Raw genomic sequence first — 23,868 nt, 5'->3', positions numbered from 1 at the left:
GGGCCTTTCGCCCCGGACCCGAATCCCTCAGCTGCCGGACGGGCCGACCGCGTGCGGGCTGCGCAGGGTGCCCGGGGTCGGGGCCGAGGGGTCCGTGCCCAGGGTCGCGATGCGGTTGTCCGCGTCGACGTGCACGACGCGGGGGACGAGGGCGCGGGCCTCCGCGTCCTCGACCTGGGCGTAGCTGATGAGGATGACGAGGTCACCGGGGTGCACGAGGTGCGCGGCGGCGCCGTTCACCCCGATCACGCCCGAGCCGCGCTCGCCCTCGATGACATAGGTCTCCAGGCGGGCGCCGTTGTCGATGTCGACGATGTGCACGAGCTCGCCGGGCAGCAGGTCGGCGGCGTCCATCAGATCGGCGTCGATGGTCACCGACCCCACGTAGTGCAGGTCGGCGTGGGTGACCGTGGCCCGGTGGATCTTGGACTTGAACATGGTGCGCAGCACGCGGATTCTCCTGGCGAATAGGGTCGCGCCCCCGTGGGGTACGCGCCGTCGCAAGCCAGGGTAGCGGCAGCGCGGCGGGCGCCCCGTGCCAGGTGCGGGGGCTACGCCTGCGGGCCCGCAGGTGCCGACCGCACCGTTTCCACCGTGTCCGCCTCCGACGCCCGCTTGTCCTCGCGGTACCGCACGACCCGGGCGAACCGCAGCGTCACCCCCGCCGGGTAGCGGGAGGACCGCTGGACGCCGTCGTACGCGATCTCCACCACCAGCTCCGGCCGGACCCGCACGACGAAGCCGTCGTCGCTCACCGCCAGCTCGCGCAGGCGCTCCGTCTGCCAGGACAGCAGTGCGTCCGTCAGCCCCTTGAAGGTCTTGCCGAGCATCGCGAACGAGCCGTCCGCCCGGCGCGCCCCCAGGTGCAGGTTGGAGAGCCTGCCGGTGCGCCGGCCGTGGCCCCACTCGGCCGCCAGCACCACCAGGTCCAGCGTGTGGACGGGCTTCACCTTCAGCCAGGAGGCACCGCGCCGGCCCGCGCTGTACGGGGCGTCGAGCGCCTTGACCACCACGCCCTCGTGGCCGCGCCGCAGGACCGCCTCCGCGAACTCGCGGGCCGCCGCCCGCGCGCCGTCGTCCGCCGGGTCCGCGACCACCAGCCGCCGTACGCGCGAGGGCTCCGGCACCACCTGCGCCAGCTCCGCGTGGCGCTCGGAAGCCGGCAGGGCCAGCAGGTCACGGCCGTCCACCGCCAGCATGTCGAAGAGCACGAGCGACAGCGGGACGGCGACCGCCGCCCCCGCCACGTCCAGCCGGGAACCCACCCGGCCCGCGGTCTCCTGGAAGGGCCGCGGCCGTCCCGACGCGTCCAGGGCGATCACCTCGCCGTCGAGCACGGCCCGCTCGACCGGCAGTCCCCGCGCCACCCGGGCCGGCTCCGGCAGCCGCTCGGTGATCTCCTCCAGGGCGCGGGTCCAGATCCGTACGCGGTCGCCTTCCCGGTGCACCTGCACCCGGATGCCGTCCAGCTTCTCCTCCACCGCGCACGGCCCGAGCCGGTCCAGCGCCTCGTCGACGTCCTTGGCGGTCTGCGCCAGCATCGGCAGCACCGGGCGCCCCACCTCCAGCCGGAAGTCCGCCAGCGCCGCCGGGCCGCGGGCCAGCAGCTCCCGCGCCACCGCCGCCGGTGAACCCCCGAGCATCACCGCCCGCCGCACATTCTCGGGCGGCGCGCCCGCGGCCGCCGCGAGGCCCTCGACGGCGAGCGCGTCCAGCGCGCCCTGACGCAGCTCACCGCCGAGCAGCCCGCGCAGGAACCGCTGCTCCTCCGCCGTGGCGGCCCCCATCAGCGCGTCGACCAGCCGCCTGCGCTCGGCCTGCGCGCCCTTGCCCGCCACGGCGGCGAACGCGTCGACCGCCCGGTCCACGTCCCCCACGGTCAGGGAGGGCGCGGCCGCGGGCGGCGGGACGTCGCGCAGCACGCTCCAGCCGATCCCCACCCTGCCCTGCGGCAGCCGCCCCGCCAGATAGGTGATGGCGACCGGGACCTCGTCGGGCCCGGCCGCCCGGAAGAGACCGGCCAGCAGGCCGGTCTTCTCCGACCGCGAGCCCGTCGCGGCCACGGCCGCGGACACACGGGCGATCTCGGCCAGGAGCATGCCCTCATCGTGCAACGGCGCCGCGCGCCGCGCAGTGCGGGCCTTTCAGACCCGGTGCGCGTCCCAGAACGCGCAGTGGTGCTCGGCGCCCAGGTCCACCAGCCGGATGCCGTCGGTACCCGGAGCGAGGCTCAGCGCCAGCGGCGCGTCGTTCCGGAAGGCCGGCCACCGCGGTGCGCCCGGCAGGTCCGGGCGGGACGTGTGCGCGAACCGGCTCCAGTAGCCGGTCATCCGCTCCGACAGCTCCCGCTGTCCGGCCGTGAAGGCCGGTTCGACCGGGATGTCGAAGAGATAGGGCAGCTCGAAGGCGTGCGCGGCGCCGTACGGGAAGTCCTTCACCCGCGGGAACCCCGGGATCACCGGCGGGTTCGGGTCGCTGAACTCATAGCCGTACGTCGGCACGTGCGCGGCCAGCGCCCGGTCGGCCCGCAGGGTCGTGCACGTCCACGAGCGGTCGGTGAGCGCGGTGGACCAGGCGATCGCGGGCGTCGGGAACTTCGCCACGGGATAGAGCTCCTCGACGGCACCGGCGGCGCCGCCGAAGGAGCCCTTCATCCGGGCCTGGTAGGCGGCGGCGTCCGCGATGGGGTGGTCGGCCAGCGCCAGGCCGACGAAGAGCCGCATCTCGTCGTGGTTGCTGCCCTGGAGCACCGGCACCCGATGGAAGCGGCCGCCCTCCAGCGCCCGTTCGGGCCGCTCGGGCAGCAGCGCGTTGCCGTAGGAGACGAGCGAGAACTTCTGCGTCAGCTCCGGTGTCACCAGTTTCGTCACCGGCAGCTTGCGCAGACAGGGCAGTGCCTCGGTGCCCGGAAGCGCGCAGCCCAGGGCGCGGGCGGCCGCGGCGCCCGCGTCCCGCACCCGGCTCTGCGGTGCCCACGGGCTGTACGCGGGGCCGCCGGGGTCGGTGGCGCCGGCGGGCATCTCGGTCATGCACGAGCCGCTCTGGATCACGGCCTTGTGGAAGAGGCCCGCCGACTTGGGGGAGACCAGGTGCGCGCAGGTGCTCAGCGCGCCCGCCGACTCCCCGAACAGGGTCACGTCGCGCGGGTCGCCGCCGAAGCGGGCCGCGTTGGCGTGCACCCAGCGCAGGGCCGCCTGCTGGTCGGCGAGGCCGAAGTCGGGCGCGCCGCCCAGCCCCGGGTGGCCGAAGAAACCGAACACGCTCAGCCGGTAGTTGACCGTGACCACGACGGCGTCGCCCCGTACCGCGGGCCGCTGCGCGGGGTAGTCGCTGCCGCCGCCCGACGTGAAGCCGCCGCCGTGCACCCAGACCATCACGGGCCGGCCCCGGCCCGTCGCGCGGGCCGTCGGCGCGGTGACGTTCAGATAGAGGCAGTCCTCCGAGCCGAGCACCTTGCCGGGCTCGTCCGGCGAGACCTGCGCACAGCGCGAGCGCGGCGCGCCCGCGTCCCGCACGCCCTTCCACTTCGCCGCGTCGGCGGGCAGCTGCCAACGCAGCGCGCCGGTGGGGGGAGCGGCGAACGGGATGCCGTCGAAGGTGTTGTACGCGCCGTGCGCCATGCCGCGCACCCGGCCGTGGTCGGTGGTGACGACGGGTCTGTCCGGCGCCTTGGCCTCTGTGGGCGCGGTCATGACGAGGGCGGCGAGCAGGGCCAGAAGTACGGTGCCGAGCACGGTGCTTCGGAGTCGGTGGAGGGGGGCTTCCCGCATGAAGGGTGGCCTTTCGCTGGGGCCGGGCGCAGGGGGTTGGCCCGGGCGCCCGGAATGTACCCAGCAGTCCCCATGTACACCTGTTCTGCTTGTCCCCCTGCCCCGCCCCCGCCGCCGAAGGCCCCCGGCCGCCCGCTCCCCCTAAGGGCGCGGGCCCAGGATCCGCGTCCCGTCCGTCACCGAAATCGCCTGCGCGGGGCAGGAGTCCGCCGCGTCCAGGAGCGTCTCGTCGGGCGCGGCCTCATCGCCGCGCACCCGTGACCGCTCCTCGGTCAGCTCGAACAACTCCGGTGCCAGCGCCGCACAGATGCCCGACCCCAGGCACAGCTCCCGGTCCACCGAGACCCGCCACACCATCGCTCACCACCTCACCGGCATCGTGCGCGGACCGCGGACCAGCATCTCCGTCTTCCACTCGACGTCACCCGCCGCCCGGATGCCGGGCAGCCGCGACACCAGCGCCCGCAGCGCCTCCTGGAGCTCCAGCCGGGCCAGCGGGGCGCCCAGGCAGTGGTGCACGCCGTGCCCGAAGCCCAGGTGCTGGTTGCCCGCGCGGCCGAGATCCAGGGAGTCCGGCGCGGCGAAGCGCAGCGCGTCGCGGTTGGCGGCGCCGACGGCCACCAGCAGGGGCTCACCGGCCCGTACGGGCGTGCCGCCCACCTCGATGTCCTCCGTGGCGTAACGGGCGAACGACGCGCCCACGCCGAGCGGCACGAAGCGCAGCAGCTCCTCGACCGCGGCGGGGACGAGGTCCGGCTCGGCGCGGAGCCGGTCGAACTGCCCGGGGTGATCCAGCAGCGTCCAGAGGAAGTTGGGGATCTGGCTCGCGGTCGTCTCGTGACCGGCGATGAGCAGACCGTCGCACAGGTCGATCAGTTCGAGCTCGGAGAGCCGGTCGTCCACGTCACGCGCCTCGATCAGCGCGGTCATCAGATCGTCGGCGGGCCGCGCCCGGTGCGCCTCGATCAGCCCCGCCATATAGGCGCGGAACTCGTCTCTGCTCGCCGCGATCTCCTCCGTGCTCAGCGGGCTGGTCGACAGCGCGGCGTCGCTCCAGACGCGGAAGCGCCCCTGGTCCTCGGCGGGCACGCCGAGCAGCCGGCAGATCACCCCGACGGGCAGGGGCAGCGCGAAGTGCTCCACCAGGTCGGCGGGCGGTCCCGCCGCCACCATCCGGTCCAGCAGGCTCTCGGCCAGCGCGCGGATGTCCGGGCGCAGCTTCTCGACCCGGTGCACGGTGAACGCCTTCGACACCAGGGTCCGCAGCCGGGTGTGGTCCGGCGGGTCCATGCCGAGGATCCCGGCCTCGCGCCGCCCCGGCGTCCGGCGGGGCTCGTCGTGGTCGGCGGCCGCGGCACGGCTGAACCGGCGGTCGCCGAGGACGAGGCGGGCGTCGGCGTAGCGGGTCACGAGCCAGGCGGGCTCGCCGTGCTCCATCCGGACGCGCAACAGCCCTTCGCCGCGGCGCGCGTGCTCGTAGAGCTCGGACAGGGCGAGGCCGGAGGCGTCGTTGAACGGATAGGTGGCGGGCTCGACATGTGCGGTGGTCATGCGTACCCCTTCCCTTGCGGGATGTGCGCGGTTCGCCTGTCTCTTGCCCACCTCACGGTAAGTGCCTTTGCGTGCAGAGGCCACGGGGCGTCGGGCACTGCGGACGGGCTCGTTCCCCCGCGCCGGCTCAGCCGCGGGCCCTCGGCAGCGGCGCCGCCTCCTGGCGCGCCCGGCCGCCCGAGTCGCTGATTCTGATGAGGGTTGCCACCAGCAGCCAGTTCGCCACCAGGGACGAGCCGCCCTTGGCGAGGAACGGCAGGGCCTTGCCGGTCAGGGGGATGAGGCCCATGACGCCACCGGCCACCACGAAGACCTGCAGGGCCAGCGCCGCCGAGAGCCCCACCGCGAGCAGCTTGCCGAACGGGTCGCGCGAGGCCAGCGCCGCGCTCAGCCCGCGCTGCACCAGCAGCGCGTACAGCATCAGCACCGCCATCGTGCCGGCCAGCCCCAGCTCCTCCCCGACGGTGGTGAGGATGAAGTCGCTGCGGCCCGCGAAGCCGATCAGCTCGGGGTGGCCCTGCCCGAGGCCGGTGCCCGTGACCCCGCCGCTGCCGAAGCCGAACAGCGCGTCCGCGAGCTGACTGGAGATCAGCCCCTTGGGCCGCCGGTCCTCCGGCAGGAAGATGTCGAAGGGGTGCAGCCAGGCGACGATGCGGCCCTTGACGTGCGGCTCGGTCGAACCGACCACGGTGGCCCCCACCACGGCCATCGCCAGCCCGAACAGCACCCAACTGGTGCGCTCGGTCGCCGTGTACAGCATCACCACGAAGAGCCCGAAGAAGATCAGCGAGGTGCCGAGGTCCCGCTCGAAGACCAGCACCAGCAGGCTCAGCACCCACACGGCCAGGATCGGCCCGAGCTGCCGCCCCGGCGGCAGCCGTACGCCCAGCACCTTGCGCCCGGTGAGCGCCAGCGCGTCCCGGTGGGCGACCAGATAGCCCGCGAAGAACACCGCGATCATCGTCTTGACGAACTCGCCGGGCTGGAAGGACAGCGGCCCGATGAAGATCCACCGCTTGGCGCCGTAGGTGTCGCCCGGGAAGAACGCGGGCGCCATCAGCAGCACCAGCGCGATCGCCATCAGCACATAGATGTAGCGCTGGAGCCGCCGGTGGTCCTTCAGCAGCAGGATCACGCCGACGCACACGGCGACCCCGATCACCGTCCACAGCAACTGGCCCGACGCGGTGGGCTCGGCGGTCTTGTAACGGGCGCTGTAGGCGAAGTCCAGCCGGAAGAGCAGCACCAGCCCGAACCCCGACAGCAGGATGGACAGCGGCAGGATCAGCGGATCGGCGTACGGCGCCCAGCGGCGCACCGCCAGGTGCGGCACGAGCGCCAGGCACACCATGCTCGCCGCGAAGCCCGGGAACCCGCGCGGGAAGCTGCCGTTGACCGACAGACCGGCGTAGGCGTAACCGAAGCAGCTGATCAGGACGGCCATTCCGAGCAGCAGCGCCTCACGGTTGCGCCGCCGCCGGGACGCCGGCGGGCGCTCCGTCGTCGCCGGGCTCTCGTCACGGCCCTCGAGTTGCACGGATTCCACGGTCACACTGATCAATGTTGGACCGCACGCGCTGAAGGAAACCTGAAGGCTTCGAGCAAACCTTCAGGAATCGGTGGTCAGGGGGAAGCGGGCCACCAGCCGCGCGCCGCCGCCCGCCCGCTCCCCGGCCGTGAGCGTCCCGCCGTGCGCGTGCGCGATCTCGCGGGCGATGGCCAGCCCGAGCCCGCTGCCGCCGCTCTCCCGGTCGCGCGCCGCGTCCAGCCGCACGAAGCGCTCGAAGACCCGCTCCCGCCGGTCCTCGGGGATGCCCGGCCCGTCGTCGGCGACCTCCAGCACCGCCGCCGCCCCGCCCTCCGCGAGAGACGCGCTCACGGTGACCCGGCCCGCCGCGTGCCGCAGCGCGTTGTCGACGAGATTGGCCAGCAGCCGCTCCAGTTGACTCTCCCGGCCGCGCATCGGCACGGGGGCGTCCGCCCGCACGGCCACGGGCACCCGGGCCCCCGGCCGCCGGGCGGCCTCCTCGGCGGCCAGCAGCGCCAGGTCCACCGGCTCCCCGGCGACGCGCACCCGCGCGTCGAGCCGCGCCAGGAGCAGCAGGTCCGCGGCGACCCGCTGGAGCCGCACGGTCTCCGCCAGCGCGGCCCGTACGGACGCCTCCGTCGGACCGCCGGGGGACGCCAGCGCCACCTCCAGCTGGGAACGGACCGCCGCGACCGGGTTGCGCAGCTCGTGGGAGGCGTCGGCCACGAACTGCCGCTGCCGGCCCACCGCCTGCTCCAGCCGGTCCAGGGTGGCGTTGACCGTGCGGGCCAGCAGCGCCACCTCGTCACCGCCCGCGGGCTCCGGCACCCGCCGGTCGAGACCGCTCGGGGTGACGGCCGCCAGCTCCGTACGGATCGTGGTCACCGGACGCAGCGCGAGCCCGGTCACCGCCCAGGCGATGACGGCGGCCAGGGCTATGAGCGGCGGGGAGCCCGCGAGCAGGCCGAGGGCGATGGCGTGCGTGGCGCCGTCCACGTCGTTGAGCACGGTCAGCGCGTAGACGTAGCGCTCCTGGCCGCCGGCCGACGCCCGGACCACCACCACGTCGCCGCGCTCCCCGCCCACCGCTCCAGAACCGGGCAGGATGCGCGACGCCACGTCCTGCCCCGGCGGCGGGCGCAGCGCCCGGAACTCCGCCGCCAGCGGCCCGGCGGAGGGGCGGGTCGTGGCGACGACCTTGCCGCCGCCGTCCAGGACCAGGACGACGTCGACGCCCGCCCGGGGGGCGGCCAGCAGCGCGGGCAGCCCGCCGGCGTCCGCCTGGGCGGCCACCTCGCGGGCGGCGAGTTCGGTGCGCCCGTTGGTGGTGTCCAGCAGATTGGTACGCAGCACGGCGTAGAGCCAGGTGCCGCCGACCCCGAGGACCAGCGCCATCGCCAGTGCGGCCGCGGCGGCGGCACGGCCGCGGACCGTACGGGGCAGCAGCCGTGACCGCGTGCGGCGGTGGTCGCGGCCGTCAGCCACCGTCGGGCGCGATCCGGTAGCCCGCGCCGTGCACGGTGACGATGGCCCGGCGGCCGAACGGCGCGTCGATCTTCCTGCGGAGCGAGGAGACGTAGACCTCGACGATGTTCGGGTCGGTGTCGGCGGGGGAGTCCCAGACCTCGTCGAGGATGTCCCGCTTGGCCACCACCTGTCCGGCGCCCGCCATCAGGCAGCGCAGCACGGACAGCTCGCGCGCGGTCAGTTCGATCTCCCTGCCGTCGCGCCGGCAGGCCCGCGCCGCCGTGTCCAGGACGAGGTCGCCGGCCTGGAGCGGACGCAGAGCCTCCGCGCCCCCGCGGCGGCCGAGCGCGCGCAGCCGGGCGCTCAGCACCACGAAGGAGAACGGCTTGGACAGATAGTCGTCCGCCCCCGCGTCGAGCCCTTCCGCCTCGTCGTACTCGCCGTCCTTGGCGGTGAGCATCAGCACCGGCGTCCACTGGCCCAGCCTGCGCAGGCGGCCGCAGATCTCGTAGCCGCTCAGTCCGGGCAGCATCACGTCGAGCACGATCACGTCGTACTCACCGGTGAGCGCCGCCTCCAGGCCGCGCGGCCCGTCGTGGACGGCGTCCACGCGGTGCCCCTCGGCGGCCAGCCCCCGGCGGAGCGAGTCGGCGAGCCCCACCTCGTCCTCGACAATCAGTATGCGCACGCCCCAAGCGTCACATATCCGACTCCCGGCCCCCGGGGGTGGTCGGCCCGCTCGCGGTGCGTGATGTCTCGCACACCCGGTGGAACGGCCGTAACCGCCCGCCGCCGTGCCGAGTTGTCGAACGGAGACGATCCGCTACGGGACGGAGCAGTGGTACATCCATGAGCAAGCGCCAGAAAGGCCGTCGGCATCGCAAGGTCAACCGCACCCCGCGGCCTCGCGCCATGGCGGCGCCGCAGCGGCCGGCGGTGGTGGCCCCCGGCCTCGGCAGGCACACCGCCCGCACGTGGCAGGGCCTGCGGGAGTACGGCGCCGCGGGGGCGTCCGTCGAGGAACTGGCCGAGGCGGTGGGCTATCAGGCGCGCACCATCCTCAAACACGTGACCGGTTTCGCCGACCAGGGGCTGGCGGAGTCGCGCGGTGACCGCTGGTTCGTGCGCGCCGGATGACGCGGCGGACGGGCCGGGAGACCCGGCCCGTCCGGGCAGGTGAGGGCCGCGCCCGGCGGGCATCAGTCGATCTGCGTGGCCCCGCCGCTCTCGCGGCGCCCGCGCGCCAGCGCGGCGAGCACCCTCTCGTGGCCGGCCAGCGCGTCCGCCGCCCGCTCCAGGGACCGCGCCGCGGACTCCGCGCGCTCCGCGTGGCCGAGGATCTGCTTCCGCAGGGCCGCGCCCTCCGGGTCGGGGAGCGTCACCGTCATCGCGCCCGCGCGCAGCCGCCGGGCCTGTTCCAGCAGCTGGGTGGCCTCCGTGCGGACGGGCCGCGACCAGGGTCCGGCGCCCGTCTCGTTCCGCTCCATCAGTTGATTCCTCCGGGTCGCAGCATCCGCCAGGGTGAGAACGCGTTCCGCACCCCGTGCAAGGGGCGCGCCAGCTCCGGGTGATGGCGCAGCAGGACGTCGACCATCCCGGTGCGCTCGATCCACTCCAGGCCCTCGGGGGTGTAGACCTCCGGCCGGTAGTCGGTGGTGAAGAAGCGGTCGCTCTTCAGCCGCCGGGACGCCATCAGCACGAAGACCCGGAACGCGGTGTCGCTGAACGCGAAGCCGCGCGGCCGGGGCTCGGCGTACATCCCGACCATGGTGTCGACGCGGTCCAGCCGCCCGTCGTACACCTCGCGCAGCTCCGCCGCCAGCCCCACGTCCCCGCCGGTCAGTTCCTCGAAGTCGGTCACCGGCGGCCGGTGCAGGGCGGCGCGGAAGGCGGTGTAGCGGGGGATGCCGCGCTCCCGGTCGCGCAGCACGTCCACCGTGCCCAGGTCGACCCGCTCCCCGGAGACCCGGGTGAGATCGCGCAGACAGTCGGGGTGGTTGTGCAGGGTGATGTCACCGGGGTTCATGACGCCGAAGGAGTACAGCAGGTCCGACCAGCCCCAGCGGTCCACTGCCTTCCGGGTCGCGAGCGCCTGGAGCTGCTCGAAGTCCGTGCGCTCGATCAGCGCCCCGGTGCGGTGCGAGTGGATGGCGTACTCGTCCCGGATCAGCGGGTGCAGCCGGTAGGAGGTCACGAACTCCTCGGTCATGGAGAACGGGGCCGTGTGGTGGTCGGTCGGCGAACCCAGGATCCCGGAGAGCATCTCGCCCCTGCCGAGCCGCCCGACCCTGCCGCGCACCCGGGCCGGCAGCAGGCCGTACCAGTTGATGTGCATCGCCGCCCGGGTCACCGGCCGGTCGACCACCGCCGGGGTCCACTCCACGGTGTGGATCTTCGCCATGACCGCCGCGTTGACCAGCCGGGCCGTCTGGAAGAGGCGCTCGTCGCCCCACGTGGGGTGCGCGGCCGCGATCCGGTCGCAGATCGCGTTGTGCTCCTTGGCGAAGAGCGTGTGCAGCAGGGAGAGCCCGACCCAGTAGTTGTCGTTGAAACCGGTGAGGTCGATGCCGGACAGGCCCGGCGCGCGCTCGTCGGGCAGCCGCCCGCCCTCCACGGCGAGCCTGCCGCGCTCGCCCGTCCGCAGGGCCCGGCACCGCTCCTCGTCCGATCCGTAGATCTGCGAGCCGTCCCACCAGTGGGTGACGGTGTTCTCGTACGTCGGCGGGCGCATGGGGTCGCAGTGCGGCACCGGGTCGGGGCGGGAGCGGCGGACGAGCATCGGGCAGGCCGGCCAGTCGTCGTCCGCCGCGAGCGGGACGTCCAGCGGCTCGTCGGTCCTGTTGTCGCCGTGGCTGAACCAGCCGTGGTTCTGGAACTGGATCCACGCCGCGGCCAGCATGTTGAGGGAGGGCGCGGGCCGGAAGCCCGAACGGCGGGCCAGCAGCTGCCTGCTGACCTCGCGCGGGCTCGGGTCGAACAGCCCCTTGCCCTCGGCCTCCGGGAAGGTCTCCGGCAGCGTGCAGTTGCGGTCGAAGCGGGTGCCCGCCCGGCCCATGTCGACGTCGTCCGGGTCATAGCCCGAACCGTCGTAACTGCGGTACGGCAGCAGCTTCGGGCTCGGCCTGCGGGGCCGTTCGCCGCCCGCGCCGTAGGTGTCGTGCAGATTGTGCGCGCGCAGCAGCTCCCGCTGTCTCTTGATCTCCAGGAGCGCGAGCGGGAACGGCAGGGAGTGCCACTCGCGGCGGGGGCGCGGCAGGGGCGTCATCGACAGCTCTCCAACAAGGGGAATCGGGGCGGGAATCCGGGCGGGGCGGCGGGGTCAGCGGTCGTGGAGCCGGAGGACGACGGTCTCCTCCACCCGGCCGCGGTACGGCGCGAGCAGGTCGTCCACCTGGTCCCGCGCCTCCGGGACCACCTTGTCGAGGCCCTGCGCGTAGACGTCGACGTTGTGGCACTGAGGGAAGTCGTGCGTGGGATCCGCCCAGGTGATCTCCAGCCAGTCGGCGGGCAGCGGGAAGACCGACACCGGGCTGCGGCCCTCCAGGCTGGGCACCACGTCGTGCTCGTTGACGATGCTGACGACCCGGGTGCGGGGGTCGCGCGGGCGCTTGAAGTCGATCGGCGCGCCGACGGCGACGACGTGCGTCAGCCGCCAGCGCTCGGTGACCTGGGGGAGCTCGGCCAGGCTCATGGCCGTGACCCCGCCCTGGCTGTGCCCGACCAGCGCGATCTCCGCGCCGTCCGGGACGGTCAGCGCGAGGGCCTTGCGGACGGCGCGGGTGTACGGCGAGTCGTTGCGGCCCACGGCGGTGACGGCCCCCACCAGGTCCTGCGGGGTGGGGTTGCGCGGCAGGCCGAGGGCCATGCCCGGCAGCAGCACCAGATAGCGGGTGATGCCGTCCGGGCCGCCGACGCGCTGGACGAGGGCCCGGCCGTCGTTGCCGAGCGCGGCCAGGTTCCGCAGGTGGCCGGTGATGCCGCCGTCGTTGTCGAGACCTGCCAGGAACTCCGGGTCCGGCGGCTGTGCCACGGCCCGGCCCGCGCCCCGGTCCCAGCGGGCCCAGGCCCCGATGCGGATGCCGAGCAGCGGATCGCCGTCCGCCCGGGTGCCCGTGACGATGCACCAGGCCGCCTCGTCGTTGAACGGGTTCTCGTCCACGAGCGCGTTCCACGCCATCACCTCGGCGAGGGCGGGCGCGAGCGCGGCCAGGGCCCGCTGGGCGCCCTGCGCCCGGACGTTCTGCCGGAGGATGCGCAGCGCCAGGAGCTGCCGGTCGGCGTCGATGGCGATCAGCAGCCGCCGCACCGGGCCCTCTTCGACGAACTCAGGGTGCCGCACCGCGCACAGCCGGATCCGGAGCTTGAGCGCGGCCACCGCCACGTCCAGCGCCAGGCTCCGCCTGCTGGTGAGCACCGCGCCCAGCCGGGCCGCCCGGCCCACGCGCCCGCCGTCGGGCGCGAACCCGAGTCCGGCGGGGTCGACGAGCGTACGGGCCAGGGCGCGCACCGCGCGGGTGCCGCTGCGCGGCGAGCGGCCGACCGACCTGAGCAGCGCGGGATCGGTGGTCACGGCGGTCAGGGTCCGCCCGGCCTCCCGTACGGCCCCGGCGACCTCGCTGAGCGTCCGGGCGAGGGCGGCGAGCGACGCGGTGTCGAGCGGGGCGGGTTCCTCCGGCGAGGGCGCGTCCGGTGCGCCGGGGACGGCCTGCGGTACGGCCTCCGGCTCCTGGTCCGGGATGTCGTTCTCGGTCGTCATGCGCCGTCCACCTCCTCGGCCGGGCGGGTCGTGGCACGGACGCCGACGCGCAGGCGCGTCGCGTCGAAGGTGTACGGCAGGGGGCCGGACGGGCTCAGGCGGACGCCGGAGACGGCGAGTTCGCCGCCGCGCAGCAACTCAGCGACGAAGCCGGTGGCCAGCTGGAGTGCCAGCTCCGTGCCGCTGCACTGGGCCTCGCCCCGGCTGAACGGGCTGATCGCCCAGTCGCCCTCGGCCGTGCCGTCGAGCCACAGCTCCGGCGCGAACCGGTGGGCGTATTCGATCCGTTCGCCGTCGCGCGCGTGGAAGCCCGCGGGCACCAGGACGTTGACCCCGCCCGGTGCCACCGCGTCCCGCCAGCGCGTCTCCGCGGTCGTCCGGCGCATCAGTGCGGTCACGGACGGCCACAGCCGCGCCGCGTCCTGGACACAGGCCCGTACGTACGGCATGTCGCAGAAGCCGGCCACCGTGCGGGCGCCGTGCCTGCGGTCCGCGGCCCCGACCTCCGCCAGGGCCCGCTCGTGGTGCCGCGGGTGCGTGGCGAGCAGGGCGAGCGCCTGCACGGTGGCCGCCTGCACCGACGCCAGCGCCATGAACCAGTGCGAGAGCTGGGCCTCCGGCGCCGTCTCCGGTCCCCTGGGCGCGGCGGCGAACAGCCCGGTCAGGCTGCGGGGGTCGGCCTCGGCCAGATAGCGGGCCTGGCGCTGCATCATGCGCCGTCTGACCCGGCGGACGTGCGCCAGGCGCCAGCGCCGGGCGCCCATCCAGTTGGCCTCGGTGAGCAGTTCGCCCAGCAGCCGGGAGAACTCCACGTCGTCCGCGGCGGCCTCGCCCAGGAAGCAGCGCCGCCCCACGCGCTCGAACCGCTCCCGGAACGCGTCCGCGTCCAGCCCGGCCACCGCGCGCGGGCCGAGCAGGGCCGCGGCCTCCTCGCCGACGACCCGCAGGAAGTGGTCCGCGAGCCGGTGCACGGGGCAGCCGGCGTCCAGGACGGAGTCGTTGAACGCCCGGCGGACGGCCCGCTGCCCGCCGTGCGAGGCGACCAGCGCGTCGGGCTGCACCCCCGCGAAACCGGTCACCTTCTCCCAGGTGTCGACCGCGTAGACCTCCACCGGCCCGGCCAGCACCTGCCGCGCGTCGTCGGCGTCCAGGACGAGCAGCGCCGGCCCGGAGGTGCCGCGCACCATGACCGGGCCGCGGCCGTGCCTGCGGCGCATCCGCCGCATGGTGTCCGCGCCGTGCCGGGCGGCGTCCAGCCGGGCGACGAGCGCCGCGACCCGGGGGCGGCCCCGGAAGGCGCCCTTGAGGTAATTGGGCAGGAGATAGGTGAAGGCGAGCCGCAGGTTCTCGCCCGCGGTCGCCGTGGGCAGCGCGGTGTCGTGCTCCGTGCGGACCTCGGTGGTGCCGGAGAGGTGGATCATGCGGCCGCGGCCTCCGCCTCGTCGGGCTCGATGTCGAAATCGTCCGTCGGCAGCGACAGGAACACCGGCCCCCGGGGAGCGGTTTCGGCCACGCCGCCGAAGACGGTGGTCACTCCGGGGCCCGCAACAGCTCGAACACGGCGGCTCGTACGGTCGTCATGGCGCGCACCTCGTGGGATAGGAGTGATCAGGGAGAGGGGAGCATTGCCCGTTCCCGTCCGGCGGAGTCATCAATTCCGAAGATCGGCCGGGTTTTCATTCCCAGGGGTGAACGGCCGTTTCGCGGCGACCGGGAGGCTGGTGTAAAGGGCTCCGGCGCGGGGCGCACGGGAAGGCCCCGCCACCCGGAACGCGGGTGACGGGGCCTGCGGGCGACGGAGATCGGCCCGGTCCTGCCCGGACACCGAGAGCGGAGGCGGAGCGGGCGGGCGGTCACCCGGCGCTTCCGCCCCGCTGCTCAGCGTTGCCGAAGTCCCGGCCGTGCCGTGGCCGAGCGGGACATCCCCAGTCCGGCCAGGGCCAGCGCGGCGAGGCAGGCCACCGCTCCGACGATGACGTTGCTGACGACGGCGCGCGTGGCGAACGCGTGCCCGGCGACGACCCAGGGCGAGACGATCGTCCAGGCCGCGATGCAGAGCCCGGCCCAACTCATGGAGTGCGTACGCTCGTAGGCGTGGCCGAAGCCCCCGGCCAGGCAGGCGAACGCGATGCCGGTGATGAGGTTGTTGACGGCGAGGGTCGTCGCGCCGCTGAAGCCGGCGATCCAGGGGGAGGCGGCCAGATAGACACCGCACAGCAGGGAGAGGGCCTCGACGCCCTGCGCGACGGGGGTGCTGGTGGTCTCCTCGGAGTGGGCGCGCAGCGCCAGGATGTCCGGGTGGTGTTCGATCCGGGGTGAGGTAGGGGCGGTCACGTCAGCCACCTTCTTCTTTCAGTGTCAGTTCGGACCTGCCTGCATTTTATCGTCAATGACCCCTTTTGCCACCTGGCGGGAGGTAGTTCATATCTGGCTATATCCGATGTGGTGGCTTCTGTTTCGACAGGTCACGCTGGGGAAACCCGGGCATCGCATTCCGGACGCGTGAGCCGGCGGCGCCATCGGGTGGACCAGGGGAACAGCGTGCGAAAGGAAGCCGTCGTGGAACAGCTGAAGAGGCAGGGCGACCGCATGCCGGGCCGGGCGGAGGGCCTGGACGAGACCGCGGGGGCCCGTCGCACCGCGCCGCGGGAGACACCCGAGACCACCGCCGAGGAGACCGACGCGGAATCGCACATCATCCGCGGCGTCGACTGACGGCGGTCACCGACGGCGACCGGGCCGCCGCCCCCGGCCCTCCGGTGCGGTTCACTTCCGCACGGGCACGAAACGCACCGGGGTGCCGGGCGCGGCCTGCGCCGCGGCGGCCAGCGACGGCTCGGGGACGACACCGATGACGGGATAGCCGCCGGTCGTCGGGTGGTCGGCCAGGAAGACCACAGGGCGTCCGTCCGGGGGGACCTGGACGGCGCCGAGGACCATGCCCTCGCTGGGGAGTTCACCCTCCCGGGCCCGGGCCAGCGCGGGCCCCTCCGTCCGCAGGCCGATGCGGTTGCTCGCCGGGGACACCCGGTGACCGCCGCCGGAGAGCACGCGCAGCGCCTCCGCCGTGAACCAGTCGTCGCGCGGCCCGAGCACCACCGGCAGGACCAGCCCACGGGCCGGCGGCCCGGCCCAGGGCACCACGTCCGCGCCCCCGGACGGCCCGCAGGGCGCGCCGAGAGGCAGCTTCGCCCCGTCGGTCAGGGGTTCCGGCCCGAGGCCCGACAGCAGGTCCCGGGAGCGGCTGCCGAGCACGGGCGGCACGGCCACCCCGCCGCCGAGGGCCACGTACGCGCGCACCCCGCCGACGGCGGCGCCGACATCCAGGACGGCGCCCGCGGGCACCCGCACGGCCGCGCCCCAGGCCACCGGGCGGCCGTCCACCCGCACCGCGCAGGGCGTCCCCGTGACCGCCGCGGTCACCGCCCGGTCCGGGCGCACCGCGCAGCCGTTGACGGTGGTCTCCAGCGTGGCGCACGGGGCCGGATTGCCGACGAGGCGGTTGGCCAGCCGGTGCGCGGGCCGGTCGAGCGCGCCGGAGAGCCCCACCCCCAGATGCGCGTGACCGGGTCTGCCGAGATCCTGGACGGTCGTCAGCGCCCCGGCACGGACGACGGTGAGGGTGCCGCTCACGCGACCACCTCGAAGCGCACGCGCGTGCCGGGCGAGAGCAGCGCCGCCGGCTCGCGCCCGGCGTCCCACAGCACCGCGTCCGTACGGCCGACGAGCTGCCAGCCGCCGGGGGAGGAGCGCGGGTAGACGCCGGTGTACGGGCCGGCCAGGCCGACCGATCCGGCGGGTACGGCCGTGCGCGGTGTGGCCCGGCGGGGCACGTGCAGCCGCTCCGGAAGCCCGGTCAGATAGCCGAAACCGGGGGCGAACCCGCAGAACGCCACCCGGAATTCGAGTCCGGAGTGGATCCGCGCCACCTCCTCCTCCGAGACGCCCCACAGCGCCGCGACCTCGGCGAGGTCCGCGCCGTCGTAGCGGACCGGCAGGACCACCGGGGCGCCCTCGGTGGCCGTGAGCGGCGGCACGCTCCAGCGCGCGAGGTCGGCGGCGAGGGCGCGCGGCTCGGCCAGGCCGTCCAGCAGGACGGTGCGCGCCGCCGGGACGATCTCCCGCACGGGCGGGAGGGTGCCCGCGGCGCGGCGGCGCAGCAGTTCGGCGTGGAGGGCCTGGGCGTCGTCGCCGGTGGCGGCCTCCACGAGCAGCGCGTGCCGCCCGACGGGCAGGGCGCGCAGCCTTGGTGCGGGCGCGCTCACGCGAACGCCTCCACCCGCACGTTCGCGTCCTCCAGGGCGGCCCGCACCCGGCGGGCGAGGCCGGCGGCGCCGGGGGTGTCGCCGTGCAGACACAGCGAGCGGGCCCGTACGGCCACGTCCTCGCCGGTGAGGGCGGTGACGGTGGCCGAGCGGGCCAGCCGGACGGAACGGGCGACGACGGCCTCGGGGTCGAGCACCACCGCGCCGGGCTCGCGGCGGGAGACGAGCGTCCCGGCGGCGGTGTACGCGCGGTCCGCGAACGCCTCGGCGACCACCGGCAGTCCGGCCTCCGCCGCCGCCTCGTGCAGCCGCGAGCCGGGCAGCCCGAGCACGGGCAGCGCGCCGCCCGCGCGCAGCACGCCCGCGACGACGGCCCGCGCCTGCTCGGCGTCGGCGACCGTGCGGTTGTAGAGCGCGCCGTGCGGCTTCACATAGGTGACGTCCGAACCGGCGGCCCGCGCGAAGGCGCGCAGCGCGCCGATCTGATAGGTGATCTCGTCGGCGAGTTCGTCCGGGGGCACGTCCATGGCGCGCCGCCCGAAGCCGGCGAGGTCGCGGTAGGAGACCTGGGCGCCGATGCGGACGCCGCGCTCGGCGGCGCGCTCGCAGACCCGGCGCATGGTGGAGGGGTCGCCGGCGTGGAAGCCGCAGGCGACGTTGGCGCTGGTGACGACCGACAGCAGGGCCTCGTCGTCGGTCAGGTGCCAGCGCCCGAAGCCCTCGCCGAGATCGGCGTTGAGGTCGAGGACGGGGCGGGCGTCGGTGTCGTGCTCCGGTCCGGTCATGAGGCGGCCTCCCGCATCGTGTCGAGGATGAGCTGCCGCGCGTCATCCAGATAGGTGGTCAACTCGGCCTCCGCGCGGCCGTACTCGCCGTTCTCCAGCAGCGTCGCGAGCGCACGGTTGCGCGTCAGGAACGGCTCGTGGAAGCGGCGGGGCGAGGGCATCGTGTGGAAGGCCAGGCGCAGTTCGGCCAGCAGCCGGTCCATCGCGGAGTCGATGCGGGCACTGCCGCCGAGGCCGGCGAGCGCCCGGTGGAAGCGGAGGTCGGCCGAGCCCACCTCCTGCCAGTCGCCGTCGGCGGCGGCGCGTTCGGCGCGGGTGACGGCCTCGGTGACCGCGGCGCGCGCGGCCGGTCCCGCGCCGTCGGCGGCCCGGACGCCCGCGGTCTCCAGGGCCGCCCGCACACGGTAGATGTCCGTGACGTCGGCGGGTTCCAGCACCCGGACGAAGACGCCGCGGTTGAGCCGGTGCACGACCAGGCTCTCGTGGACGAGCAGCCGGAACGCCTCGCGCAGGGTGTTGCGCGAGACCCCGAGCTCCCGGCCGAGCGCCTCCTCCGACAGCTGGGTGCCGGGCGGCAGCCCGCCGCCCTCGATGCGGTCGCGGAGCGTGTCGGCCACGCGCTGGGCGGTGGACAGGGCCATGGCGTCCCCCCATGGTTTCGACGGGTGTGACGAGCGGTGACGATCAGGGGCGGTCGAGGGCGATACGGAATCGTGAGTCAACCCTCTTGAGGATTGTTGAACAATATCTTAGCCTCCTCGCCAGTCACCTCACCGGAACGAGTGAGGTCCGGGCACCCGGAAGGCAGGGCGCATGATCGTTCTCCTGGGCGTCCTCGTGGTCGTCATCGGCTTCGCCACGAGACGCAATCCCCTGCTGGTGGTCGGCGGCGCCGGCATCGCCACCGGCCTCCTCGGCGGCCTGTCGCCCCAGCGCGTCCTCGCCGCCTTCGGCGAGGGCTTCGCCTCCAGCCGCTCGGTGACGATCTTCGTGATCACCCTCCCGGTCATCGGCCTCCTGGAGCGGTACGGCCTCCAGGAACAGGCCCGCCGGCTGATATCCCGGTTCGGCGCGCTCACCACCGGCCGCTTCCTCGCCCTCTACCTCCTGCTGCGCCAGCTCACCGCGGCCCTCGGCCTCAACAGCGTCTTCGGCCACGCCCAGACCGTCCGCCCGCTCGCCGCCCCCATGGCGGAGGGCGCGGCCGAGCGCCGGCACGGGCCGCTGCCCGACAAGGTCCGCGAGAAGGTGCGGTCCTTCGCCGCCAGCGCCGACAACGTCGGGCTCTTCTTCGGCGAGGACGTCTTCCTGGCCGTCGGCTCGATCCTGCTGATCACCGGCTTCGTCAACACCACCTACCACACCCACCTCGAACCGCTCGACCTCGCGCTGTGGGCCGTCCCCACCGCCCTGTGCGCCCTCGCCGTGCACGGCTGGCGGCTGCTGCGCCTGGACTGCACGCTGGCGCGCGCAGTGGCTCGCACGGCCGACAAGCCCGTGGGAGCCGCCAAGTGATCAAGGCCGAGTGGTTCTACTGGCTGGTCGGCGCCATCTTCCTGCTGATGGCCGCCCAGATGCTCACCGACCGCACCAACCCCAGGCGCCATGGCACCGCCGCCTTCTGGGGCCTGCTCGGTCTCGGCTTCGTCTACGGCACCTGGGTCGCCGACAAGTCGGCACCCGCCGAACCGCTGGGCGCCGCCGTCCTCGTCATGGCCGGCCTCGCCGGATTCGGCTTCACCGGCCGCGGCACGGCCCGTACGACCACACCGCGGCAGCGGGCGGCGAGCGCGCGGCGCCTCGGCAGCAAGCTCTTCGTCCCCGCGCTCACCATCCCCGTCGTCGCCCTGATCTGCGCCGTCGGCGTCAAGAAGCTCTCCTTCGGCGGACAGCCGGTCCTGCAGAAGGGCAGCGAGACCATCCTCGGCCTCGGGATCGGCTCCGTCGTCGCCCTCGCCGTCGCCATGGCGCTGCTGCGCGAGAAGAAGCTCTCCACCCCCGTGCACGCCGGGCGCTCCATGCTGGAGTCGATGGGCTGGGCCATGCTGCTGCCCCAGCTGCTCGCCACCCTCGGCACGATCTTCTCCGTCGCCGGTGTCGGCGACCAGGTCCGCAGGATCACCACGGCGGTGCTCCCCGACCACTCCCTCCACCTCGCGGTCGTCGTCTACTGCGTCGGGATGTTCCTCTTCACCATCGTCATGGGCAACGGCTTCGCCGCCTTCCCGGTGATGACCGCCGCGGTCGGTTGGCCGGTCCTGGTGGTGCAGGAGCACGGCAGCGCGCCGGCGGTCCTCGCCATCGGCATGCTGGCCGGATTCTGCGGCACCCTGGTCACCCCCATGGCCGCCAACTACAACGTCGTGCCCGCCGCCCTGCTGGAGCTCAAGGACCAGTACGGGCCCATCAAGGCCCAACTGCCCACCGCCGTCGCCCTGCTCGGCTGCAACATAGTGATCATGTCCCTGTTCGCCTTCTGATTTCGCCTTCTGATGACGTCCCCAGGAACCCGAGCGGAGGAGCGGCCATGACCCGGGTGCTGCTGACCGGATTCGAACCCTTCGGCGGAGAGACGGTCAACCCGTCCTGGCAGGCCGTGCGGGCCGCCGCCGAGCGGCCGCCCGAGGGGATCGAGCTGACCGTCGCCCAACTGCCCTGCGCCTTCGGCACCGCCCTCGACGCCCTGCGCGCCGCCGTCACGGACACCGGCCCCGACATCGTGCTCTGCGTCGGCCAGGCGGGCGGCCGCCCCGACATCACCGTCGAACGCGTTGCCGTCAACCTGGACGACGCCCGCATCCCCGACAACGCCGGCGCGCGGCCCCTCGACGAGCCGGTCGTCCCCGGCGGCCCCGCCGCCTACTTCGCCACCCTCCCCGCCAAGGCGTGCGTCGCCGCCGTACGCGAGGCGGGCCTGCCCGCCTCCCTCTCCCACACCGCCGGAACCTTCGTCTGCAACCACGTCTTCTACGGCCTGATGCACCTCGCCGCGACCGAACGCCCCGGCCTGCGGGGCGGGTTCGTGCACGTGCCGTACGCGCCGGAACAGGTCACCGACCGGGCGCTGCCGTCACTCCCCGTGGCCGCCGCGGCCGAGGCACTGTGTGTGATCGCGATCACCGCGGCCGGGCGCACGGCGGACATCCGCGCGGTCGGCGGCGCCACACACTAGGACGGGACGGGCATTTCGCCCGTGCCGTTTCGTCCGTTGTCGGTGCGACCGCCTACTCTGTGCGACGTGACTTCTCCAGCCCCGGCGGCCGTTCCGCCCCAGCTCAACGGGCCCTCGCGCCCCGCCCCGGGCCCGGCCGCCGACGAGGGCCTGGCCCGGAGGCTGCGCGCGCTCGCCTGCACGGCACCCCTGCACGACCTCGACGCGCGCAAGGCCAACCTCGCGGGGGAGTACGGCGGCTACGCCATGGCGGAGGTGGCGCTCGCCGCCATCGACCTCGTCACGCTCAACATGGACTTCGACACCGGCGCCGACCACGAGCAGATAGTGTCCCGGCTGCTGCCGCGCGTCGGCGCACAGGCGCCCGGCCGCCCCGCGGCCGAGCACGAGCGCGTCGCGCGGTGGGTCCTGGAGAACCTCATCAACGTCGGCAGCGTCGACCGGGGCTTCCGCGCCGTCTACGGCACCTTCGGCGCCGACGGCGCCTACGTCCGGCGCGACTACGACTTCAAGCTCATCGAAGAGGTCCCCGGCCACGGCGGCACGGTCTTCCTGCGCACCACCGACGAAGCGGTCAACGTCCTCGTCGGCGCTCTCGACACCGACGTCACCAGCGCCCAGATCGCCGCCGAGGTGAAGCTGGAGGTCCTCATCAGCCGGGGCCGCCTCGCCGACGCCCAGCTCGCCGCCGAACAGGCCCGCTACCGCACCGTGCAGTACGCGGAGACCCTCCGCAAGACCCTCGACGCCACCCGGCGCAACGTCCGCGCCGTCGACTGGCTGCGCACCGTCCCCGACATGATCGCCGAAGCGCTCGACCACGTCGCCGACCGCTACCGCCACGAGAACGCGATCCTCACCAACATCCGCAAGGCGCGCGACGAGGCGGAGGATCCGGAGCACAAGCGGCGCGCCGCCGAGCTCGTCGACATCGTCAAGGACTGCATCCGCCGCCACACCCAGCTCCAGTCCAGACTGCTGGAGGCCGGCCCCCTCTTCCGCGCCGAACAGGACCGGCAGGCCTTCGCGCCCTCCACCGCCGGCTCCGGACTCGACCTCTACGGCCAGCTCCTCGCCCCCCTGCTGCCGCTCCCCGTCGAGCGGGCCGGGCGGGTCACCGACGCCTTCTTCGCGGGCGGCACGGGCCTGCGCACCCCGGCCTCCGTGCGCGTCGGCGACCTGGTCGAGATGCTGCTCACCCCGCCCGCGGAGCGGGAGCACCTCGGCGCGGAGATGCCCGAGCCGGACCTCATCACCACCCCCGACGACAGCCGCTTCAGCGAGGCGCAGCTGGCGAGCGCCATGGAGCTCCTCGACCTGCCGGCCGACGCCCCCCGCCGGCTGTCCGGGCTCCTCGCCGAGGCGCGCCGCCGCGACCCCGAACTCCCCTACCTCGTCGCCCTCCTGTCCGTCCACGCCGCGAGCCCGCCGGTCGGCACCGCCTACCGCCAGGGCGAACCGACCCTCCTCTTCGCCGTCGACGACGGCACGGAGCTCGACGACCCGGAGTTCGGCGGCGCCGACCTCATCGTCGGCACGGCCCTCCTGGACGCGGCGGGCATGGCGGCGGACCGCGAGGCGGCGTCATGAGCGGGTTCACGACGCCGCACGGGCCCATGGAAATCTCGACAGGAGCAGCAACCGTGACCGAGTACGACGCCGACGACGCGGCACAGCCGGACCCCGCGGTCAGCGGCGAGGCGCAGACTCCGGCCCCCAGCGGCAACGTCACCCCGGCCGACGCCGCGGATGCGGCCCGGCTCATCGCGTTCGGGCTCCAGCCCAAGCTCCAGCCCGCCCGCGACGCGGAGTACGCGGAGCTGCTGCGCCGCCACCGCGACGACCCCGCCTTCGCGCGCCTCGCCGACGCCGTCGCCGCCGGGCTCGGGCTCATCGTGCTGGAGGTCTCCACCCGCGCCGGGATGGCCGTCACCGCCGCCGAGGACTCCGTCTTCGCCGTACGGATGGGCGACTACGCCCGCCGCGCCACCGTCGACTCCGCCGACCGCTTCCTGCACGGCCTCGCCCACCTCGCGGTCGCCGCCATGGCCTTCCCCCGCCCCGAGGACCTCGCCGACGACGGCTACATCGGCCGCGTCACCGTCAACGGCATCGACGCCTTCGTGCGCCAGGCCTGCCGCAGGCTGGAGGAGCGGGCCGCCGAGCAGGGCGAGAACACCGACCCCACCAGCGACGCCCCCGGGCTGGAGGCCGCCTGGCGGGTCTACGCCCGGCGCAGCGCGACCGGCGCCACCAAGGACGCCCGCCGCCTCGCGGGCTCCACCACCGGCATCATCGCCAAGGCCGTCGCCTTCCTCGTCGACTCCGGCTTCCTCCAGCGCACCGGCGACGACGCGGGCGGCGCGTACCGCACCACGGCCCGCTACCAGCTCCAGGTCCGCGACATGGCGGGCACCGCCGCCATGTCCGAGCTGCTGGAGCTCGGCGTCGTGCCGGTCGGCGACGGCAGCGCGACCCTGCTGCCGCCGGACGACGCCGACGCCCTCGACCTGGTCGCCGACGCCGGCCTGCCGTTCTTCGAGCGCAACTCCTGACCGCACCGCCCGTCACGAC

24 protein-coding genes are annotated in these 23,868 nt (G+C 74.5%); 7 read left to right on the top strand and 17 right to left on the bottom strand.

The window, feature by feature from the left end; translation table 11 throughout:
• Positions 1-27: 27 nt before the first annotated feature.
• The 8 genes from panD to DXZ73_RS09645 all read right to left on the bottom strand — a co-directional run bounded on the left by panD (position 28) and on the right by DXZ73_RS09645 (position 9,004).
• Positions 28-450, bottom strand: a complete 423-nt coding sequence (panD, locus tag DXZ73_RS09680) for an aspartate 1-decarboxylase (RefSeq protein ID WP_116210600.1) — start codon at positions 448-450, stop codon at positions 28-30.
• A gap of 101 nt (positions 451-551) precedes the next feature.
• The gene (locus tag DXZ73_RS09675) at positions 552-2,099 is read right to left on the bottom strand and encodes an ATP-dependent DNA ligase (RefSeq protein ID WP_116210599.1); all 1,548 of its coding nucleotides are present in this window, start codon (positions 2,097-2,099) and stop codon (positions 552-554) included.
• Between the two features lie 45 nt (positions 2,100-2,144).
• Positions 2,145-3,734 (bottom strand): carboxylesterase/lipase family protein, encoded by a 1,590-nt coding sequence (locus tag DXZ73_RS09670; RefSeq protein WP_240351284.1) that lies wholly within the window; start codon positions 3,732-3,734, stop codon positions 2,145-2,147.
• A gap of 177 nt (positions 3,735-3,911) precedes the next feature.
• Positions 3,912-4,127: a ferredoxin gene (locus tag DXZ73_RS09665; protein ID WP_116210598.1), complete on the bottom strand. Its 216-nt coding sequence runs from the start codon at positions 4,125-4,127 to the stop codon at positions 3,912-3,914.
• A 3-nt stretch (positions 4,128-4,130) separates the two neighbouring features.
• Positions 4,131-5,321, bottom strand: a complete 1,191-nt coding sequence (locus DXZ73_RS09660) for a cytochrome P450 (protein ID WP_116210597.1) — start codon at positions 5,319-5,321, stop codon at positions 4,131-4,133.
• A 127-nt stretch (positions 5,322-5,448) separates the two neighbouring features.
• Positions 5,449-6,765 (bottom strand): FtsW/RodA/SpoVE family cell cycle protein, encoded by a 1,317-nt coding sequence (locus DXZ73_RS09655; protein ID WP_116215516.1) that lies wholly within the window; start codon positions 6,763-6,765, stop codon positions 5,449-5,451.
• Between the two features lie 165 nt (positions 6,766-6,930).
• Entirely contained in the window at positions 6,931-8,334 is a 1,404-nt protein-coding gene (locus DXZ73_RS09650) for a sensor histidine kinase (RefSeq protein WP_240351283.1), read from the bottom strand.
• Positions 8,327-9,004: a response regulator transcription factor gene (locus tag DXZ73_RS09645; RefSeq protein ID WP_116210596.1), complete on the bottom strand. Its 678-nt coding sequence runs from the start codon at positions 9,002-9,004 to the stop codon at positions 8,327-8,329. The genes DXZ73_RS09650 and DXZ73_RS09645 overlap by 8 nt, the downstream gene beginning before the upstream one ends.
• A 161-nt stretch (positions 9,005-9,165) precedes the next feature.
• On the opposite strand from DXZ73_RS09645, the gene DXZ73_RS09640 reads away from it, so the two are divergent.
• On the top strand, positions 9,166-9,453 hold the full coding sequence (locus DXZ73_RS09640; RefSeq protein WP_116210595.1) for a hypothetical protein: 288 nt from the start codon (positions 9,166-9,168) through the stop codon (positions 9,451-9,453).
• A 62-nt stretch (positions 9,454-9,515) separates the two neighbouring features.
• Here DXZ73_RS09640 and DXZ73_RS09635 read toward each other — a convergent pair whose 3' ends face one another.
• The 5 genes from DXZ73_RS09635 to DXZ73_RS09615 form a co-directional block, all read right to left on the bottom strand.
• The gene (locus tag DXZ73_RS09635) at positions 9,516-9,803 is read right to left on the bottom strand and encodes a hypothetical protein (RefSeq protein ID WP_116210594.1); all 288 of its coding nucleotides are present in this window, start codon (positions 9,801-9,803) and stop codon (positions 9,516-9,518) included.
• Positions 9,803-11,581: a peroxidase family protein gene (locus DXZ73_RS09630; RefSeq protein WP_116210593.1), complete on the bottom strand. Its 1,779-nt coding sequence runs from the start codon at positions 11,579-11,581 to the stop codon at positions 9,803-9,805. Before DXZ73_RS09630 ends, DXZ73_RS09635 begins: the two co-directional genes overlap by 1 nt.
• A gap of 54 nt (positions 11,582-11,635) precedes the next feature.
• Positions 11,636-13,072 carry a hypothetical protein gene (locus tag DXZ73_RS09625; RefSeq protein ID WP_205519142.1) on the bottom strand — a complete coding sequence of 479 codons (1,437 nt, stop codon included), beginning with the start codon at positions 13,070-13,072 and terminating at the stop codon, positions 11,636-11,638.
• Entirely contained in the window at positions 13,069-14,493 is a 1,425-nt protein-coding gene (locus DXZ73_RS09620) for a cytochrome P450 (RefSeq protein WP_116210592.1), read from the bottom strand. Before DXZ73_RS09620 ends, DXZ73_RS09625 begins: the two co-directional genes overlap by 4 nt.
• A 457-nt stretch (positions 14,494-14,950) precedes the next feature.
• Complete coding sequence (locus DXZ73_RS09615) at positions 14,951-15,406, bottom strand: SPW repeat protein (protein WP_116210591.1); 456 nt, start codon at positions 15,404-15,406, stop codon at positions 14,951-14,953.
• 225 nt (positions 15,407-15,631) lie between these two features.
• On the opposite strand from DXZ73_RS09615, the gene DXZ73_RS38030 reads away from it, so the two are divergent.
• Positions 15,632-15,787: a hypothetical protein gene (locus DXZ73_RS38030; RefSeq protein WP_162890128.1), complete on the top strand. Its 156-nt coding sequence runs from the start codon at positions 15,632-15,634 to the stop codon at positions 15,785-15,787.
• 51 nt (positions 15,788-15,838) lie between these two features.
• Here DXZ73_RS38030 and DXZ73_RS09610 read toward each other — a convergent pair whose 3' ends face one another.
• Genes DXZ73_RS09610 through DXZ73_RS09595 form a run of 4 tightly spaced genes read right to left on the bottom strand, consistent with a single transcriptional unit; the run spans position 15,839 to position 18,763 of the window.
• On the bottom strand, positions 15,839-16,705 hold the full coding sequence (locus DXZ73_RS09610) for a biotin-dependent carboxyltransferase family protein (RefSeq protein WP_116210590.1): 867 nt from the start codon (positions 16,703-16,705) through the stop codon (positions 15,839-15,841).
• Complete coding sequence (pxpB, locus tag DXZ73_RS09605) at positions 16,702-17,337, bottom strand: 5-oxoprolinase subunit PxpB (protein WP_240351282.1); 636 nt, start codon at positions 17,335-17,337, stop codon at positions 16,702-16,704. The genes DXZ73_RS09610 and pxpB overlap by 4 nt, the downstream gene beginning before the upstream one ends.
• Entirely contained in the window at positions 17,334-18,122 is a 789-nt protein-coding gene (locus DXZ73_RS09600; protein WP_116210589.1) for a LamB/YcsF family protein, read from the bottom strand. Before DXZ73_RS09600 ends, pxpB begins: the two co-directional genes overlap by 4 nt.
• Positions 18,119-18,763, bottom strand: a complete 645-nt coding sequence (locus DXZ73_RS09595) for a GntR family transcriptional regulator (RefSeq protein ID WP_116210588.1) — start codon at positions 18,761-18,763, stop codon at positions 18,119-18,121. The genes DXZ73_RS09600 and DXZ73_RS09595 overlap by 4 nt, the downstream gene beginning before the upstream one ends.
• Before the next feature lie 172 nt (positions 18,764-18,935).
• Between DXZ73_RS09595 and DXZ73_RS09590 the strand changes: the two genes are divergently transcribed.
• The 5 genes from DXZ73_RS09590 to DXZ73_RS09570 all read left to right on the top strand — a co-directional run bounded on the left by DXZ73_RS09590 (position 18,936) and on the right by DXZ73_RS09570 (position 23,849).
• Positions 18,936-19,637 carry a DUF969 domain-containing protein gene (locus DXZ73_RS09590; protein WP_116210587.1) on the top strand — a complete coding sequence of 234 codons (702 nt, stop codon included), beginning with the start codon at positions 18,936-18,938 and terminating at the stop codon, positions 19,635-19,637.
• The gene (locus tag DXZ73_RS09585; protein WP_116210586.1) at positions 19,634-20,602 is read left to right on the top strand and encodes a DUF979 domain-containing protein; all 969 of its coding nucleotides are present in this window, start codon (positions 19,634-19,636) and stop codon (positions 20,600-20,602) included. The genes DXZ73_RS09590 and DXZ73_RS09585 overlap by 4 nt, the downstream gene beginning before the upstream one ends.
• A gap of 47 nt (positions 20,603-20,649) precedes the next feature.
• Positions 20,650-21,294, top strand: coding sequence for a pyroglutamyl-peptidase I (pcp, locus tag DXZ73_RS09580; protein WP_116210585.1), 645 nt, complete (start codon positions 20,650-20,652; stop codon positions 21,292-21,294).
• 66 nt (positions 21,295-21,360) lie between these two features.
• The gene (locus tag DXZ73_RS09575; RefSeq protein WP_116210584.1) at positions 21,361-22,884 is read left to right on the top strand and encodes a hypothetical protein; all 1,524 of its coding nucleotides are present in this window, start codon (positions 21,361-21,363) and stop codon (positions 22,882-22,884) included.
• Positions 22,885-22,937: 53 nt separating this feature from the next.
• On the top strand, positions 22,938-23,849 hold the full coding sequence (locus tag DXZ73_RS09570) for a hypothetical protein (protein WP_116210583.1): 912 nt from the start codon (positions 22,938-22,940) through the stop codon (positions 23,847-23,849).
• Positions 23,850-23,868: the final 19 nt, after the last annotated feature.

This window comes from Streptoverticillium olivoreticuli subsp. olivoreticuli, assembly GCF_003391135.1.
In the GTDB taxonomy this organism is placed as follows: Bacteria; Actinomycetota; Actinomycetes; order Streptomycetales; family Streptomycetaceae; genus Streptomyces; species Streptomyces blastmyceticus.
The sequence above is the reverse complement of the archived record's forward strand: the minus strand, read 5'-3'. Positions and strand labels throughout refer to the sequence as shown.

What these genes read in the sequence shown, in the direction of transcription:
- DXZ73_RS09675 (WP_116210599.1), bottom strand. Translation starts at nt 2,099, where the DNA reads ATGCTCCTGGCCGAGATCGCCCGTGTGTCCGCGGCCGTGGCCGCGACG.
- DXZ73_RS09665 (WP_116210598.1), bottom strand. Translation starts at nt 4,127, where the DNA reads ATGGTGTGGCGGGTCTCGGTGGACCGGGAGCTGTGCCTGGGGTCGGGC.
- DXZ73_RS09660 (WP_116210597.1), bottom strand. Translation starts at nt 5,321, where the DNA reads ATGACCACCGCACATGTCGAGCCCGCCACCTATCCGTTCAACGACGCC.
- DXZ73_RS09655 (WP_116215516.1), bottom strand. Translation starts at nt 6,765, where the DNA reads ATGGCCGTCCTGATCAGCTGCTTCGGTTACGCCTACGCCGGTCTGTCG.
- DXZ73_RS09640 (WP_116210595.1), top strand. Translation starts at nt 9,166, where the DNA reads ATGAGCAAGCGCCAGAAAGGCCGTCGGCATCGCAAGGTCAACCGCACC.
- DXZ73_RS09635 (WP_116210594.1), bottom strand. Translation starts at nt 9,803, where the DNA reads ATGGAGCGGAACGAGACGGGCGCCGGACCCTGGTCGCGGCCCGTCCGC.
- DXZ73_RS09630 (WP_116210593.1), bottom strand. Translation starts at nt 11,581, where the DNA reads ATGACGCCCCTGCCGCGCCCCCGCCGCGAGTGGCACTCCCTGCCGTTC.
- DXZ73_RS09625 (WP_205519142.1), bottom strand. Translation starts at nt 13,072, where the DNA reads ATGACGACCGAGAACGACATCCCGGACCAGGAGCCGGAGGCCGTACCG.
- DXZ73_RS09620 (WP_116210592.1), bottom strand. Translation starts at nt 14,493, where the DNA reads ATGATCCACCTCTCCGGCACCACCGAGGTCCGCACGGAGCACGACACC.
- DXZ73_RS09600 (WP_116210589.1), bottom strand. Translation starts at nt 18,122, where the DNA reads ATGACCGGACCGGAGCACGACACCGACGCCCGCCCCGTCCTCGACCTC.
- DXZ73_RS09595 (WP_116210588.1), bottom strand. Translation starts at nt 18,763, where the DNA reads ATGGCCCTGTCCACCGCCCAGCGCGTGGCCGACACGCTCCGCGACCGC.
- DXZ73_RS09590 (WP_116210587.1), top strand. Translation starts at nt 18,936, where the DNA reads ATGATCGTTCTCCTGGGCGTCCTCGTGGTCGTCATCGGCTTCGCCACG.
- pcp (WP_116210585.1), top strand. Translation starts at nt 20,650, where the DNA reads ATGACCCGGGTGCTGCTGACCGGATTCGAACCCTTCGGCGGAGAGACG.